At 63.5% G+C, this 14,821-nt stretch carries 10 protein-coding genes and 1 pseudogene; 3 read left to right on the top strand and 8 right to left on the bottom strand.

The features are described 5' to 3' along the window. Window positions 1-74: 74 nt before the first annotated feature. The 3 genes from JFV30_RS18870 (at window position 75) to JFV30_RS18860 (ending at window position 4,051) form a co-directional block, all read left to right on the top strand. Window positions 75-587, top strand: a complete 513-nt coding sequence (locus tag JFV30_RS18870; RefSeq protein ID WP_029615745.1) for a sigma-70 family RNA polymerase sigma factor — start codon at window positions 75-77, stop codon at window positions 585-587. Then, window positions 587-1,546: a FecR domain-containing protein gene (locus JFV30_RS18865; RefSeq protein WP_010166637.1), complete on the top strand. Its 960-nt coding sequence runs from the start codon at window positions 587-589 to the stop codon at window positions 1,544-1,546. The genes JFV30_RS18870 and JFV30_RS18865 overlap by 1 nt, the downstream gene beginning before the upstream one ends. 84 nt (window positions 1,547-1,630) lie before the next feature. Next, entirely contained in the window at window positions 1,631-4,051 is a 2,421-nt protein-coding gene (locus JFV30_RS18860) for a TonB-dependent siderophore receptor (protein ID WP_201124897.1), read from the top strand. 18 nt (window positions 4,052-4,069) lie between these two features. On the opposite strand, the gene JFV30_RS18855 is transcribed toward JFV30_RS18860, so the two are convergent. From JFV30_RS18855 to JFV30_RS18820, 8 genes and pseudogenes are all read right to left on the bottom strand, one after another. Further along, a complete protein-coding gene (locus JFV30_RS18855) occupies window positions 4,070-5,134 on the bottom strand; it encodes an acyltransferase family protein (protein WP_446739862.1) in 1,065 nt (354 codons plus the stop codon). 15 nt (window positions 5,135-5,149) lie between these two features. Beyond that, complete coding sequence (locus JFV30_RS18850; protein ID WP_201124896.1) at window positions 5,150-6,565, bottom strand: lipid II flippase MurJ; 1,416 nt, start codon at window positions 6,563-6,565, stop codon at window positions 5,150-5,152. 2 nt (window positions 6,566-6,567) lie between these two features. Further along, window positions 6,568-7,995, bottom strand: a complete 1,428-nt coding sequence (locus JFV30_RS18845) for an O-antigen ligase family protein (RefSeq protein WP_201126218.1) — start codon at window positions 7,993-7,995, stop codon at window positions 6,568-6,570. Between the two features lie 2 nt (window positions 7,996-7,997). Continuing rightward, on the bottom strand, window positions 7,998-9,101 hold the full coding sequence (locus JFV30_RS18840) for a glycosyltransferase family 4 protein (RefSeq protein ID WP_010166647.1): 1,104 nt from the start codon (window positions 9,099-9,101) through the stop codon (window positions 7,998-8,000). Continuing rightward, window positions 9,092-10,309 (bottom strand): glycosyltransferase family 4 protein, encoded by a 1,218-nt coding sequence (locus tag JFV30_RS18835; protein ID WP_201124895.1) that lies wholly within the window; start codon window positions 10,307-10,309, stop codon window positions 9,092-9,094. The genes JFV30_RS18840 and JFV30_RS18835 overlap by 10 nt, the downstream gene beginning before the upstream one ends. 8 nt (window positions 10,310-10,317) lie before the next feature. Then, the gene (locus tag JFV30_RS18830) at window positions 10,318-11,646 is read right to left on the bottom strand and encodes a GH39 family glycosyl hydrolase (protein WP_201124894.1); all 1,329 of its coding nucleotides are present in this window, start codon (window positions 11,644-11,646) and stop codon (window positions 10,318-10,320) included. After that, window positions 11,636-12,824 (bottom strand): annotated as a pseudogene (locus JFV30_RS18825) (glycosyltransferase). Before JFV30_RS18825 ends, JFV30_RS18830 begins: the two are co-directional and overlap by 11 nt. Further along, on the bottom strand, window positions 12,824-14,815 hold the full coding sequence (locus JFV30_RS18820; RefSeq protein WP_010166651.1) for a GumC family protein: 1,992 nt from the start codon (window positions 14,813-14,815) through the stop codon (window positions 12,824-12,826). Before JFV30_RS18820 ends, JFV30_RS18825 begins: the two are co-directional and overlap by 1 nt. Window positions 14,816-14,821: the final 6 nt, after the last annotated feature.

Below are 14,821 nucleotides of genomic sequence, written 5' to 3'. Positions count from 1 at the left end.
TGCGGTAGAAACTTGCAGCGCTGGCGTCATGAGTCATATGATAAGCGTTATCATTTGCACTCTGCGCGCCTTTCATGTCCCCGACTCCTGCGACAACTCCCACTGACCTGGCCACGCTTTACCAGCAGCAACACCGCTGGTTGCAGCAGTGGCTGTGGCGTCGCTTGAATTGCTCGCAGAGCGCCGCCGACCTGGCCCAGGACACCTTCCTGCGCTTGCTCGCCAAGAACCAGCCGCTTGAAGTCCTGGCGCCCCGCAGCTTTCTGGCCAAGGTCGCGCAGAGCGTGCTGTCCAATCACTTTCGCCGGCAAAAACTCGAAAAGGCCTATATGCAGGCCCTGGCCCTGTTGCCGGAAGAGTCGGCCCCCAGCGCCGAAACCCAGTGGATCCTCCTCGAAACCCTGGCTGCCCTCGACGAAGTACTCAGCCGCCTGGCGCTGCCGGTGCGCCAGGCATTCCTCTGGTCGCAACTCGATGGCCTGAGCCACGGCGAAATTGCCGAGCGCCTCGGCGCGAGCATCACCACGGTCAAGCGCTACATCGTCAAGGCCGGCGCCCAGTGCATCCTGCTGGACAGCCAGCGCTGATGAAACCTTCGCCACTGTCCCTGGAGGCGGCCGAGCAGGCCATGCATTGGCAACTGGAATTGCAATCGCCGGATGTCAGCGAACAGACCCGTGCCGCCTGGCTTGCCTGGCGCCAGCAAGACCCGGCCCATGAGCTGGCGTGGCAGCATTCGCAACGATTTTTTCAGCGCATGCACGACGTGCGTGCGCCGGCTCACCAGGCCTTGGTGAATGCGGCACTGCTGCCGGCTTTGTCGCGGCGCCGGGTGATCAAGAACCTTGCGCTGCTACTGGCAGCCGGCAGCGTGGCATGGGCGGCCCGGGATACACCCTTGGTGCAGCACTGGACCAGCGAGTACAGCACCGGTGTCGGCGAACAATGGCGTATCGACCTGGCGGACAACACCGAAGTCCAGCTCAATACCGACACGGCCATCGACGTGAAATACACCGAGGACGTTCGGCAGATCAGCCTGTTGCGTGGCGAAATCCTGGTGCTGCCCAACCCGGCGGATACGCGCCCCCTGTGGGTAAAAACCGCCGAAGGCCTGACCCGTGCCACCGCCAGTCGCTTCAGCATTCGCCAGCGTGGCGGCTTCACCCAACTGGGCGCCGACCAGGGTGTGCTTTCGGCGCAAATCCCCATGGGCACCATCAGTCTGCAACCCGGGGAAATCATCAGTTTCGACGCTAACACACTGCTGGCTCGCAGGCCCCAGCGCGACGGCGAACTGGCTTGGAGTCGCGGCATGCTGGTCGCCCAGGGGCGGCGCCTGGAAGACTTCCTCCATGAACTGAGCCGCTACCGGCGTGGCCACCTGGCCTGTGATCCGGCCGTGAGTGACCTGCGGGTGTCCGGCACATTTCCGTTGGGCGACACCGACCGCATCCTCACGACACTGGGGCAAACCCTGAAGCTGGACGTGGCCCATTTCACGCGTTTCTGGGTCACCTTGAAGCCGCGCCGTCACGCGGTCTGAATTTATTTTTTGCCCGAGGGTGGTCCGTTTGCGTTTCTCACGAGACTCGTATCCCCAGAAGCCAACTTTACTGGGGAGCAAGGTATGCAAGCGCGGCAACCGATACGTACAACATTGAAGAAGACATTGGCCGTTGCAGTGGTCCGGGGCATTGCCGGCCTGACCATGGCAGCACCGGTGCTGCTGGCGCCGGCGTGGGTACAGGCGGCTGAGCAATACAGGTTCGATATCCAGCCGGGTTCCCTGGCGGGTGCGCTGAACCAGTTTGGCCAGGTCACGCATATCCTGCTGTCGTACCCGGCGGCGCTCACCGAGGGTAAGACCAGCGCCGGCCTGCAAGGGCTGCATGACCTGGACAGCGGCCTGGCGATCCTGCTCGGCAGCACCGACCTGCAAGCCGTACGCGGCAGTGGTGAAAGCTATTCCCTGGAGCCGCGCCCCACCGGCGGGGCCTTGCAGCTGGGCACCGTGTCAATCTCCGGCAAGGCCCCGGGCTCGACCACCGAGGGCACCGGCTCCTACACCACCCAGTCCTCCAGCAGCTCGACGCGCCTGAACCTCACTCCCAGGGAAACCCCGCAATCGCTCACGGTGATGACCCGCCAACGCCTGGACGATCAACGCCTGAGCACCCTCAGCGATACCCTCGACGCCACTCCTGGCATCATCGTATTGCGCGACGGCCTGGGCTCGGAAAGCGACGGCTATTTCTCCCGGGGGTTTCAGATCCAGAACTTCGAAATCGACGGCGTGCCCACCGTCACCCGCATGGACAACTACACCCAAAGCATGGCCATGTACGACCGGGTGGAAATCGTGCGCGGCGCCACCGGTCTGATCAGCGGCATGGGCAACCCCTCGGCCACCATCAACCTGATTCGCAAACGCCCGACGGCGCAAGCCCGGGCCAGCGTGACGGCCGAGGCGGGTAACTGGGACCGTTATGGCAGCGGCTTCGACGTGTCCGGCCCGCTGACCGAGACCGGCAACGTACGCGGGCGGCTGGTGGCGGACTACAAGACCGAACACGCCTGGATCGACCGCTACAAACAGGAAACCCAACTGCTCTATGGCATCACCGAATTCGACTTGAGCGAAGACACGTTGCTGACCCTGGGCTTCAGTTACCTGCGCACCGACGTCGACTCGCCGGCCCGTTCCGGCTTGCCCACACGCTTTGCCGATGGCTCGCGAACCAACCTCGGCCGCTCGCTGAACACCGCGCCGGCCTGGTCCTACAATGATCACGAACAAACCAGTTTCTTCACCTCCATCGAGCAGAAGTTCGATAACGGCTGGAGTGCCAAAGCCGAATTCACCCACAGCGAAAACCAGTTCGACGAGGTCTTCAATTACGTCAACGGTTCCCTCAACAGTGACGGCAGCGGCACCACCCAGTTGCCGGTGCGTTTCTCGGGCACCCCGCGTCAGGACAACCTCGACCTTTATGCCACCGGGCCGTTCGACTTGCTGGGGCGCGAGCATGAGCTGATCGCCGGTGTCACCCTGTCCAAATACCGCGAAAGCGTGCCCAGCTATGGTGGCTGGCACTACGACTATTCCGGCTCGCCGGCGGGCGCGATCGACAATCTGTTCACCTGGGATGGGCATTCGGCCAAGCCTGACTTCAACGTCACCGGCAAATCCTCGGCAGACGAGAGCCAGTACGCGGCGTACCTGAGCACGCGGCTGCGGGTCACCGATGACCTCAGCGTGATCCTCGGCAGCCGGGTGATCGACTGGAAGCGTGAAACCCGGGACCGGCCGTATGTGGGCGATGCGACCCGTACCGATGAATCGCAAACCGGGGTCTACATTCCTTACGCCGGGGTGGTGTATGACCTCACCGAGCACTGGTCGGCGTACGCCAGCTACACCAAGATTTTCAACCCCCAGGCGACGTGGGTGCGGGACATCAACAACAAGCCCCTGGAACCGATGGAGGGCAAAGGTTACGAGGTGGGGCTCAAGGGCAGCTTCTTCGATGAGCAGCTCAACACCAGCCTGGCCTTGTTCAAGCTGGAACAGGACAACCTGGCGATCTGGATCGATACCCCGGGCGGCAATACCTATCGCAACGAGAAAGGCACCACCACCGAAGGCGTGGAGCTGGAACTCAGCGGTGAACTCGCCGAAGGCTGGCAAGCCTCCGCCGGCTACGCATACGCGGTGAGCACCGATGCCGACGACAAGCGCATCGTCACCACCTTGCCGCGCCAGAGTTTGAAGACCTTCACCACGTACCGCCTGCCGGGTGATTTGAACAGGCTCACCGTGGGCGGTGGGGTGAACTGGCAGAGCAAGGTGGGGGAGGACCTGCACACCTTCAGCCAAGGCAGCTATGCGATCGCCAACCTGCTGGTGCGCTACGACATAACGCCCAAGCTGAGCACGTCGGTCAACCTCAACAACCTGTTTGACCGGGAGTACCTCAGCTACGCGGGCAACCACGGGATGTATGGTGCGCCGCGTAACCTGATGACCAGCCTCAAGTACGACTTCTAGGGGCCGCAGGCCTGGGGTTTATGCCCCAGGCTTTTCCCCGGCCACCGCCGGCGCCTTGCGCACCGGGAACGGGAAGTAGAAAAACCGCAGGAAGGCCACCCGCTTGATCACTTCGCCGATCATCAACGGCACCACCACCGCCACCACCAGCCCGATAAACGCCGCCGCCACATCCGGCAACCCCAGGTGCTGCAGCAGGGCAATGGTCTTGTGCTGGATCTCGCCGTGGAAAATCAACAGGATCAGTGTCGACTGTCCGATGTAGGTCATGGCGCGGGTCAGCACCGCAGACGTCATCATCAACCCGGCCAGCGCCCAGCAGATGTACACACCGATCACCGCCAGGGCACTCGTCCACAGCCAATGGTCATAGCGCCGTTGGGCCAGGTCCATGGTGTCCCAGGTCGGGATGAAAATCGCGAAGTACACCACCAGTGCCACCACCATGCTCAGCAGCGAACTCTGGTGTTTGCGCAGAATGTCCCGCAGCAGGTAGCCGAGGATGAAATAGGTGCTGCTGATCAGCGTCACATCCAGGCTGAAGGGCAGCCCCGGCATCGTCCAGGTCTGGCCGCCGATGGTGATCGGTACCTGCCAGAACCAGTCCAGGGTCCACACCCCCAGCAGCAACTGCACGCCCACCACCACGCAACTCCACACCAGGGACAGGCCCAGGCGTTGCATCAGCCGCAGCATCACCCAGCCAAACAGTATCGCTACCCAGAAGTGCGGCAAAAACCACAAGGCCTGCCACGGCAGGGTGTCCACCGAGGCGTAGAGCACGCCACCAATGTCGGGCAGCAGCGGTTGGCCGCGCAGGATGTCGCGCACCAATACGTACACCAGCATCGTGGTGAAGAACGGCTTGAGCAGGGCATCGGCCTTGCGCACCGCCATTTCAACAAACGGCTGCTCGGGCTTGAAGAACACCCCGGAGAGGAAGAAGAACAGCGGCAGGATGAAGACCGCGAGTATCGGGTACAGCAAGTTCGGGGAATGCTCCACGAACCAGCCATGCCCGAACACGATAATCAGGATGCCAATGCCCTTGGCAATATCCATTTGAATCCAGCGTTTTTTCACCTGACTGCTCCCACTCTATAAATCTGCCTTGCGCCACGGCTTGAGCCACAGGCCCATGCCCAGCAACACCACGGCCCCAGCCAGGGTGCTCAACCCCAGCTGCAGCCAAATACCTTGAATCCGAAACAACACCAACGCGGCCAAACCCATCACCAGCCCACTCAACACCCAGTGCCACTTCCAGGGCAGGGCGCCGAGCAAGCCCTGGCGTTGCATCAACAGCAACGCGGTGCACAGCACCCCGGCGAGGGCGGCGAGCGGAATGCCCGCCAGGCCAAACACAAACGGCAGCACACCCAGCAGCAATACGTTCACCAGGCTCCCCAACAGCTCGCAACGCAGCGGCTGGCGGGTGTCGCCAGCGGCATAGGCGTAGCGCGCCAGCAGGGCATTCCAGGCGCCGAACACCAGCGGCACGGCGAACCAGGCCAACAGCAGCGGCAACGGCGAATCCACCGACTGCGCCGGCAGCAGCAACGCCACCAGGCTTGGCGCCGCCGCCACCAGGCCGACGCCGGCCGGCAGGGTCAGCAGGCTGGCGGTTTCCACGCCGCGCTTGAGCAGGGCCAAGCGCTCATCGCCCTGGCGGCGGCTCATCATGCCCAGCAGCACCTGGTTAAGACTCATCAGGGCAATCAACGGCAAGTTCATCAGCTTGCGGGCCAGGTTGACCCAGGTCACCGCGCCTTCACCCAGCAAGGACGCCACCAGCCGTTCAATCAACGCCAAACCCTGGCTGGCGCCGTTGCTTAAAAGCAGCGGGCCTATGCGTGCGCCCAGCTCGCGTAATTCCAGTGTTGAAGCCCTCAGCCGCCACGGCCGCCAGCCCAGGCGCAGCATCGATGGCAACAGCGCCAGCGGCATCAGCAGGCTGCCGGTGAGGCAGGCCAGTGCCAGCGAGTGCGGTTGCGTGGCGGTACCGGCGAGGGCAAGGTAGGTCACCGGCGGCAGGTTGAACAGCAACGAGCCGAGCCCCGCGACCACAAAGCGCTCGTTGGCCTGTAGCGGGATACTGAACAGCGCATGCAGCATCAGCCCCGGCACGCTCCAGGCGAGAATCTGCAAGTTGCTGCTGGCGAGGCTGGTGGCCGTCGCCGCCAGCCCCGGGCCGAGCAGTTGCACCAGCCACGGCGCCAGCAACGTCAGCAGCAGGCTGGTCACCAGGGCGATCAGCAGCAGCGCCGGGAACAACACCGCCAGCCAATCCAGGCGCTCGCCGTCCTTGCGTTGCAGGTACAGCGGCAGGGCGGCGGCACTCAGCACGCCCCCGGCCAGCGACATGCGCAACGCTTCGGGCAAAAACAGCGCGATCAGAAACGCATCGCTGCGCTCGCCCGCACCCCAGGCCGCCACCAACAACCACTCACGGGCAAACCCGAGGCACAGCCCCAGCAACGTCGCCAGGGTCAACCAGAACGCCGATCCCAGCATGCCTAGGGCCCGACGCTATCGAGCACGGGCTTGCGGTAGGACACGGTCTTGACCTTTGGCAGGCGCGCCGGAAACAGCCGCCGCGCCTCCAGCACGTTGATCCCCACCATCAGCCAGAACAGCGCAATCATCACCAGGGCGAAGCTGAAGTAGTGGTCAAAAAAACCGCTGACCAGTGCCGACAGAATCCCCGCCGTGCTGCCCAGCCAGATCGCGTTGTCCTTGGTCAGGCGGATCGGGCCGATCTCCGGCCGGGACTCGCGCCACCAGCGCCAGGTCACGGCGATAAACAGCAGCATGCTGATCACGCCGGTCTTGTAGACGAAGTTCAGCCACAGGTTGGAGATCCCCAGCAAGTGCGTGCCCGGTACCGGAGGGTCAACCTTGAAGCCGATACCCAGCGGGTAGCTGGCCACGGCCTGAGGGAACATCCGGTATTCGTCGAAGCGCACTTCGGTACTCGCGTTCTGGGTTGAAAAGATCGTCGCCAGACGCTCCTGCAACGGTGGGTACGACAGCACCAGCGCCACGGCCAACGCCACGCCGATCATCAGCAAACGCCCGGTGTACGGCACCCGCCGCGACGCCATCCAGATCAGTACCAGCGCCAGGCTGACCATCGCCCCCCGGCTACTGGCCAACAGCAGGGCTGCCGCACCCAGGCAGGCAACGCCCAGGCCGAGGCCGCGTTTCCAGCCGGTGTTGGTGATGCCGTAGCAGAACGCCAACGGCAGCAGCAGCGCCATGATCCCGCCGGTGGCATTCGGGTGCATCCATGGCGAGCCCATCCGCGACGCCATGGCACCCAGGCCCAGGGACAGGGTGTCGAGGCTGCCGTAGTTCATCAAGGTCAGGATCGGCAACATGCCCGAGGCCGAGCGCGAGCGGATAAATACGCCGATGGACATCACCAGCATCGCCAGGGTGCCCAGCAACAAGGCGATCACCAGGGCTTCGCGGTTCTTCTGTTCAACCAAAAGCTTGGCGGCGAGGAACAGCACCGACAGGTTCAGCAGCCAGCGCAACCAGTTCGCCAGGCCGCTGGCCTCGGCGGTGATGCTGACCTGGCCGACGATAAACGGCACCACGGTGAAGATCATCAGCCACATCAACATGCGGTCGGTAGGGCGCCGCGACAGCGGTGGCGCAGCCGGCAGGCGCGAGAGGAAACCGTGCCAGATCACCGCCGCCCAGGTCAGGGCGATCAGCGCTTCGCTGACCGTACTGCGAATCCCCAGGTTGAGGGTGGAGTAGGGCATGAACGTTGCCACCAGGGCGAACAGCAGCAGTCCCCAGAACGGGAACCGCAAAATCGTCACGGCAGCGGCCAGGCCGATCACCGCCAGCAAGGCCTTGACCGGGGAAAGGAACAGGATCAACCCACCAAACAGCAGGCCGAAGACGATGGCGACGAGGCTACCCAGTGAGATTCTCAATTCAATTCCTCGATCAGTTCGGCCAGGCGCCGACGGTAGGCCTGGTGGTTGAAGCGTTCGGCCCAGCTGCGTAACTGTTCAGGTGGCTGTTCAACGGGTTGGTCGGCCAGGTGCAGCATCAATTGCACCAGGGCTGCACCGTCGGTGGGTGAAAAACGTGGCGCCAACGGCGGGGTGATTTCGTCCAGCGAGGTACCGCTGGCCACCGCAACCGGGGTGCCGACACTCAGGGCCTCGATCACCGGCAAGCCAAACCCTTCCGCATAAGAAGGCTGCCACAGGCGCGAGGCCTTGCGGTAGAGGCCGTGCAACTCTGCGTCGGATACGCCGCTCAACGCGCGTATCCCGGGGTAATTGCGTTGCGCTTCGGGCAAATGTTCCAGGCTGCCCACCAGCACCAGTTCAGGCACGCTCGGCGATTGGCTGCGGGCCTGGTGCCAGGCGTCCACCAGGAACGGCACGTTCTTGCGCAATTCCCGGGTGCCCACCAACAGCCAGTAGTGCTCGGGCAGTTGCCGGGCCGTGAGGTCCGCCGGCAGTCCGGTAAAGCCGACCACCTGATTGGGCAGCACGCGAATCTTGCCCGCCGCTTTGGGAAACAGCCGCGCCGTTTCATCGGCACTGTACTGCGAAGGCGTCCACACCCGGTCTGCCGTGTGCACCGCATAGGTGATCGACGCGCGATCGCTGGCCTTGTAGATCAGCGCCTTCAGACGATTGGCGTGGTAGTTGTCCAGGGTGATCTGAAACAGATCATGCAGCAGCACCACGGTGCGCAGGCCTTTGGGTTTGGGCGGCAGCGGCAGGCCCATATTGAAGGTGCTGATGTATACATCGATACGCTCATCGCGCAGGGCCTTGGGCAGGAATCCGGCCTCGAAACGCAGGCGCTGATGGGGCTGGTGCATGGCGGTCTTGGCGCAACCCCAGTCCGGGCAATGGGCATGCAGGCGCAGCTCATCGCCGAGCGGCGCGACGCTGAAGCGCTCAAGCTCGATGCCCGGCATGGCGCGCAGGGCATCTTCCAGGGCGTACACCTGGCGGCTGATGCCCGATTGCGGCGAGGTGCCGACGGTGCGGTAATCGAGGCCTACGCGCATGCCGGCTCCTTTTGGCTCAGGGGCGACAGTTGTGCGTACACCTGCTCCAGTTGGCTGGCCGCGACACTCCAGTCATGGGCGCGGCGCACATAGGCGCGACCGGCTTCGCCCATCGGGGCGGCCACTTCAGGCTGTTGCAGCAGGCGCACCACGGCGTCGGCCAGGCTGTCGGCGGTCTGGCCGCCGAGGTAGTCCAGGCCTTCCACCAGGTCCAGGCCAGACACGCCCTGGTCAGTACTTGCCAGCGGCAGGCCGGCGGCCAGTGCTTCCAGCACCTTGAGCTTGGAGCCGCCGCCATGGCGCAACGGCGCCAAAAATACCGAGCAGCTCGATTGCAGGGCCAGCAGGTTGGGCACAAACCCTTGCCACTCGATGCGCCCGTCTTTCCAGCGTTCGCGCCAGCTTTCGGGCATGCCGAAGCCGCACACGCTCATGCGCGCATCGGGGCAGCGTGCCCAGACCTTCGGCAGGATTTCATCCAGGGCCCACTCGATGGCATCGACGTTGGGCGCGTATTCGTAGTTGCCCAGAAACAGCACACGGCGGGTCGTCGGGTCGGGGCGGGCGGCGGCAAAATGCGCGCAATCCACGCCATTGACCACCACCGGTACCGACTTGCCGGCAATCTGCGCCAGGGTCTGGGCGTCAGCGTCAGTCACGGCCACCACCTGCGCCGCCTGGCGCATGACCCGGTGTTCCCAGCGGCCGTAGCGCCATTGATCGTAGCGAATGAACGGCAGCGCCCAGCCGGGCAGGCGGTCGTAAGTAGCGGCCCCGAGGGACGATTCGACATTGTGTTCGGTCAGCACAAACGGCTGGGAGCGACGGGCCAATGCATCTTCGTAAGGCTGGAAGGTGTAGGTGTGTTCGATCTGCACCACGTCCCAATGCTCGGCCAGCAAGCGCTCGAAGGTGTCCTGCAGCTCGCCCGACAGGCCATTCACACTGGCCAGCAACGGGTACGGCGCAAACAGCCCGGCCAGCAGGGTTTTCAGGCTGCGCAGCGGGCGGCGCGGCAGGATGATCACGTGCTCCAGGAAGGCTTCCAGTACCTGGCGATCCGTCAGCGACACCGGGTGTTTGTCATGCAACAGCAAGGTGATCCGGTGCCCGCGCGCAGCCAGGCTGCGCAACAAATGAAACTGGCGCGTCTTGCCGCCGCTGGTAGCGGGCCAAGGCGAGTAGGGCAGGATCCAGAGGATGCGCATGGGTGGCTTCAATCCCATAACAGAATTTGCAGGTTCGGCTTGACCGGTACGTCCAGGCCATTGGTGCCACTCAAGGGTGTTTCGGTGCCGCGCAAGGGATCATACAAGGTGGCAGTGGTCATGCCGGGCAAGTGCGCGTTGCCGCCACGGGCCGACCAGAAGAACCACACCTTGCGCCCGTCGGTACGGGTCCAGCCGATGCTGAACAGGCCGTCGGGTAACTGGTCGGCGGTGGGTGGGTCGCCGGGGGTCAATTTTGGCCCGCTCACCTGGAGGAAATTCTGCAAGGCGGTGTACGACGGCTTGGGGTTGGTGTCGATATCCAGCAAGCCGTAACTCCGGTCGCGCACGCTGGCGCGCTGGTCCAGGTCGCTCAGGGTGAACAGGAAAATCTTGTCGAAATCCAGCGCGCTCATCAGCGCGATGCGGCGCACGATGTAGTCGGCCTGGCCCTGCGGGGTGATGAAATCCTGGACCTCTTTCGGGCCTTTATAGGTCGACCAGCCCCACTCGGTGCTCCACAGGGTAGTCACCCCGGCAGCCCGCAGTTTCTGGTTGAGGGCGCTGGTCTTGGCGACAAAGTCCAGGGTCGACGGGGTGTTGCCCTCGGGCAATTGGGTATAAGGGTGATACGACATGACCGTATTCAGGCTCGGCACGCCCAGTTGCAGCAGCCCGTCGAGCATGTTCTGGCCGTTGGGCATTTCGCTGAAGAACGCCATGCCGGCGGCCACCACCGGTTTGCTCGGGTTCACCACCCGCAGCGCGGCAGCGGTGACTTGCAACAGGTTGGCGTAGCCGGCCGGGTCGGCGACGGGGCGCCAGAACCCCAGCAGGTTCGGCTCGTTCCACACCTGCCAGGCTTCCACGCTGGGGTAACGCTGGGCCAGCAACGCCATGCGGTTGGCGAAGATGTTCGGGTCTTTGGGCGGGAACTGGTCCTGATACGGCGAAGAGGCCGGCGCAGTGGTGGCGAACTTCGCCGAGCCCACCAGGTAGAACACCGACTTGATCTGGTTCTGCTGCAGCTTGTTCACCAGTTCGTCGAGGGTCGCGACGTTGTACTGGTTCTCGGCGGTTTCCAGCTGGTCCCAGTGCAGGTCCAGGCGCACCCATTCCAGGCCCAGGGCCTTGAGGCGATCGATCTGCTTCTGATAACGCTCGGGGCTGAACCACAGGAACTGCGCGTTCACCCCCAGGAAATCCTTCCATACGATCTCTTTGTTGCTCTTGAGCACATGGCTCTCGGCGTCGGCCGGGCGGCCCCAGAGAAAGGCGGTCAAACCCAGTGCGGCGACGACCGCCAGGGTTGCCAGGTAAGTCCGTTTACGTGCCATGGTTGCCTCCTGCAATGGCGTGTTCAAACAGGCTTGCGAACTTCTGTGCGGTCAACGGCCACAGCCGTTCGCGGCCAATCGCGGCGGCACGTTCGGCCCAGTCCCTGGCCCGTTGCGGGTTGCGCGCGAGCAACAGCAGTTGTTCGCTCAGCGCAGCCACGTCGCCTTGTGCATAGATGGCGCCGTTGCCGGTGGCCACTTCCTCGGCAAACGCCCGGGCATCGGACGTAATCGCACCGCGCCCGCAAGCCGCTGCCCACGACAGCGCGCCGCTGGTGCCGCGCTGGCGGCCCAGCAGGCCGAGTTTTTTCGATTCGCGATACGGCAGCACCATCACATGGTGCGCCTGGATCGTCTGCGCAATGTCGCTGGCCGGTAAATTCAGCCGCCAGTCGATGGAGCTTGCCAGGCCGAGTTCGGCGATCTGGCTTTTCAACTGCTCCAGGTAATTGCCGCCCGCGCCAAACGCCATTTCGGCGGCAGTGCCACCGGCCAGGGTCAGGCGCACACGGTCACGCAATTCGGGGGCTTTTTCGAAGACGGCGGCCAGTGCCTGCAACAGGTCTTCGATGCCTTTGCCACGGTAGATAAAACCGAAATACAGCAGGTGCAGCGTGTCCAGTGGCGGCAAGGCCACGGGCGCAATATCCAGGTTGGCGTGGTTGATCACCGCCACCTTGCCGGCGGGCAATTGCATGCGCGCCGTCAGGCAGTCGGCACCCAGGCGGGTGAGGGTCACCAGCCGGGTCAGCCCCTGGGCGACGTGACGTTCTTCGCGCAGGGTCAAGGGATCGGCCAGCACCACTGCCGCCTGGGGCAATGGGCTGGGCAAGGATTCCAGCAGGTTCAACGGAAAGGGCAATTGCTCGCGCCGCCAGACCATGCGTTCCGGGTCATGCACCGTGGCCGTCAGCGGCAGGGCAGGGAAGGCCTTGCGCAACTCGCGCAGGGCCAGAAACTCCCCAGCCGCCCACCGCCCAGCTCGGCGTGGACCAGGTCAACACCCTGCCAGTCAAAACCGGCAAGGGCTTGCTTGATCGACGCCGTGCTGCCGACCACACCCGTCAAGGGGTAGCCACCTCGACGCCCAGTTGCTCCAGTGCCGTCTTGAAGTGGTTCGCGTAGTCGGCGATCCCGTTCTTTTCCGGCGGCAGGGGAGCGAGCAGGGCGATGCGCATCAGAACGAACCCCGGTACTTGGCGATGGTTTTCAGCACCTTGACCGGCACCTCGAACTTGCGGCGGTTGATGATGATGCCATCGACCTTGCCGAACGCCGTGGTGAGGATCGACAGCGCGTGTTCCACCACCGGCACCGTGCTTTTTTGCGCTTCCACCACCAGTGCAATCAGGTCGGCACGGCGCAGGTTGATGAACGCATCGCGATTGTCCAGCAACGCCGAGGCATCCAGCAACACCACCTGGCCCGGAATCGCCGGCTCAATCCCGCCGACCCGCACCCGCACGCCGTTCTCTTCCAGCAACTGGCGCAACTGCTCGACGATAAAGCTCACGCCTTCACCGTGTCGCGCGGAGGTCAGCCCCAGGGTCAGGCCCTGTTCGGCAATACGCTCCAGCGGCAGCAAGCCGTACAGGCGATAGATGCTCGCGTTGAAGGCGTTGGTGCTTTGCGCGGTGCTGGTGTCCAGCTCCGGCAGCGTGGTCCACAGCGGCAGGCCGAACTTGCCTTCCACCAGGCCGCCGTCGTGGATCCGTTGATCCAGCAGGTAGCACAGGTAGATCACCAGCAGCCCCACCACGATCGAGAACGGGATCGCCAGCAACAGCATCAGCAGGGTTTTCGGGAAGACGCGCCCAGGGTTCAGGGTGGCTTCTTCGATTACCGCGATGTTACTGATTTGGCTCTTGTCCAGTTCACGGTCGATCCGCGATTTTTCCAGGCTGTCCACATACAGCGCGTAGTTTTTCTCGGTGCCGTTCAGCTCACGGGCCAGGCGCGCCAGTTCCGGCTCGATGGCCAGGGCCTCCTTGCGTTGGGCTTCCAGTTCCGTCAGTTGTTTCTGCTGTTGCACCAACTGTGTACGCAGGGACTGGTTGCGGCTGGTTTCATCCAGCAGTACCCGTTGCAAGTGGATTTCCAGGGTGTTCGGCGCGCGGTTCTCGGAACTTTGCACCGTGTCGCTTTCACCCGCCACCTGGGCCTGCATGGCACGGATCGAGGCGTCCAGGGCTTTGACCGGCGGCGCGTTATCCGTGTAGGTACGCATCATGTCGGCTTTTTCCAGGAGCTTCTGGTTCAGCAGGCGACGCAAGTCTTGTTGCTGCGGGTTCAACGCGATCTGGCGAACCGTGGTCACCTCTTTGGGCTGGCCCTTGAGTTGGTCACGGGTGCTCTGCAACGCCACGTCGGAGGAGGCGATCAGGCGAGTGGAGTTGAACACTTCGCCACGCAGCACGTTGATTCGCTCGGACAAGTCTTCCAGGCGATCAGTGATGCTCGACGCGCCGATCTCGTTCAAGTGCGTAAGGATCTGGTCCTTGTAGCTCTTGATCTGGGCAGCGCTGGAAGACACCTGGCCTTCATAGAACGCATACAGGCTCTTGCGGCCCAACGCCTGGGTGCGTTCGTCGATGTAGGTTTCGACCCAATCCTTGACCACCGCCTGGGCGATTTGCGGGTCATCCCAGCGGAAGCTGATGTCCATCACCGTAGAACCGACGGCGTGGGTCACTTCGAAGTTTTTCTCCAGGCTTTTCGCCAGGCGTTCCACCGGGGTGGTTTCTTCGACGATACCGACGGTTTCCAGCACCACTCGCACACCGTCAAACACGGCACTGATGCCTTTTTTGACGTACCACTTGGTGCGCTTCCACACGCCTTCCGGCGGCTGCATCTTGTCCATCACGTCCAGGTAATGCTCCGCCACTGCCCGCACGATAGGACGCCCGGTCAGCAGGCGTTCTTCGTCGACAATCGGGTCGCGCTGGGTGCTCGGCATGACGATCGGCTGACGGTTGTCGACCTCGATCGGCATCGTCGAGTCACGGCCCGGTTTGACCAGCAGTCGCGCGGTGGATTCATACTTGGCCGGCAGCAAAAACGCCCCCAGCAAAATGATCACCAGCGCGGCAATCGCCGCCAGTTTGAACTCGTGCTTGAAGATGAAGAACAGACGCAGAAGATCACGAAAAGAACGGATCTCGATCATGGGATG

It is taken from the genome of Pseudomonas sp. TH32, assembly GCF_016650855.1.
GTDB lineage: Bacteria > Pseudomonadota > Gammaproteobacteria > Pseudomonadales > Pseudomonadaceae > Aquipseudomonas.
The sequence above is the reverse complement of the archived record's forward strand: the minus strand, read 5'-3'. Positions and strand labels throughout refer to the sequence as shown.

What these genes read in the sequence shown, in the direction of transcription:
- JFV30_RS18820 (WP_010166651.1), bottom strand. Translation starts at nt 14,815, where the DNA reads ATGATCGAGATCCGTTCTTTTCGTGATCTTCTGCGTCTGTTCTTCATC.
- JFV30_RS18865 (WP_010166637.1), top strand. Translation starts at nt 587, where the DNA reads ATGAAACCTTCGCCACTGTCCCTGGAGGCGGCCGAGCAGGCCATGCAT.
- JFV30_RS18860 (WP_201124897.1), top strand. Translation starts at nt 1,631, where the DNA reads ATGCAAGCGCGGCAACCGATACGTACAACATTGAAGAAGACATTGGCC.
- JFV30_RS18850 (WP_201124896.1), bottom strand. Translation starts at nt 6,565, where the DNA reads ATGCTGGGATCGGCGTTCTGGTTGACCCTGGCGACGTTGCTGGGGCTG.
- JFV30_RS18835 (WP_201124895.1), bottom strand. Translation starts at nt 10,309, where the DNA reads ATGCGCATCCTCTGGATCCTGCCCTACTCGCCTTGGCCCGCTACCAGC.
- JFV30_RS18870 (WP_029615745.1), top strand. Translation starts at nt 75, where the DNA reads ATGTCCCCGACTCCTGCGACAACTCCCACTGACCTGGCCACGCTTTAC.
- JFV30_RS18830 (WP_201124894.1), bottom strand. Translation starts at nt 11,646, where the DNA reads ATGGCACGTAAACGGACTTACCTGGCAACCCTGGCGGTCGTCGCCGCA.
- JFV30_RS18840 (WP_010166647.1), bottom strand. Translation starts at nt 9,101, where the DNA reads ATGCGCGTAGGCCTCGATTACCGCACCGTCGGCACCTCGCCGCAATCG.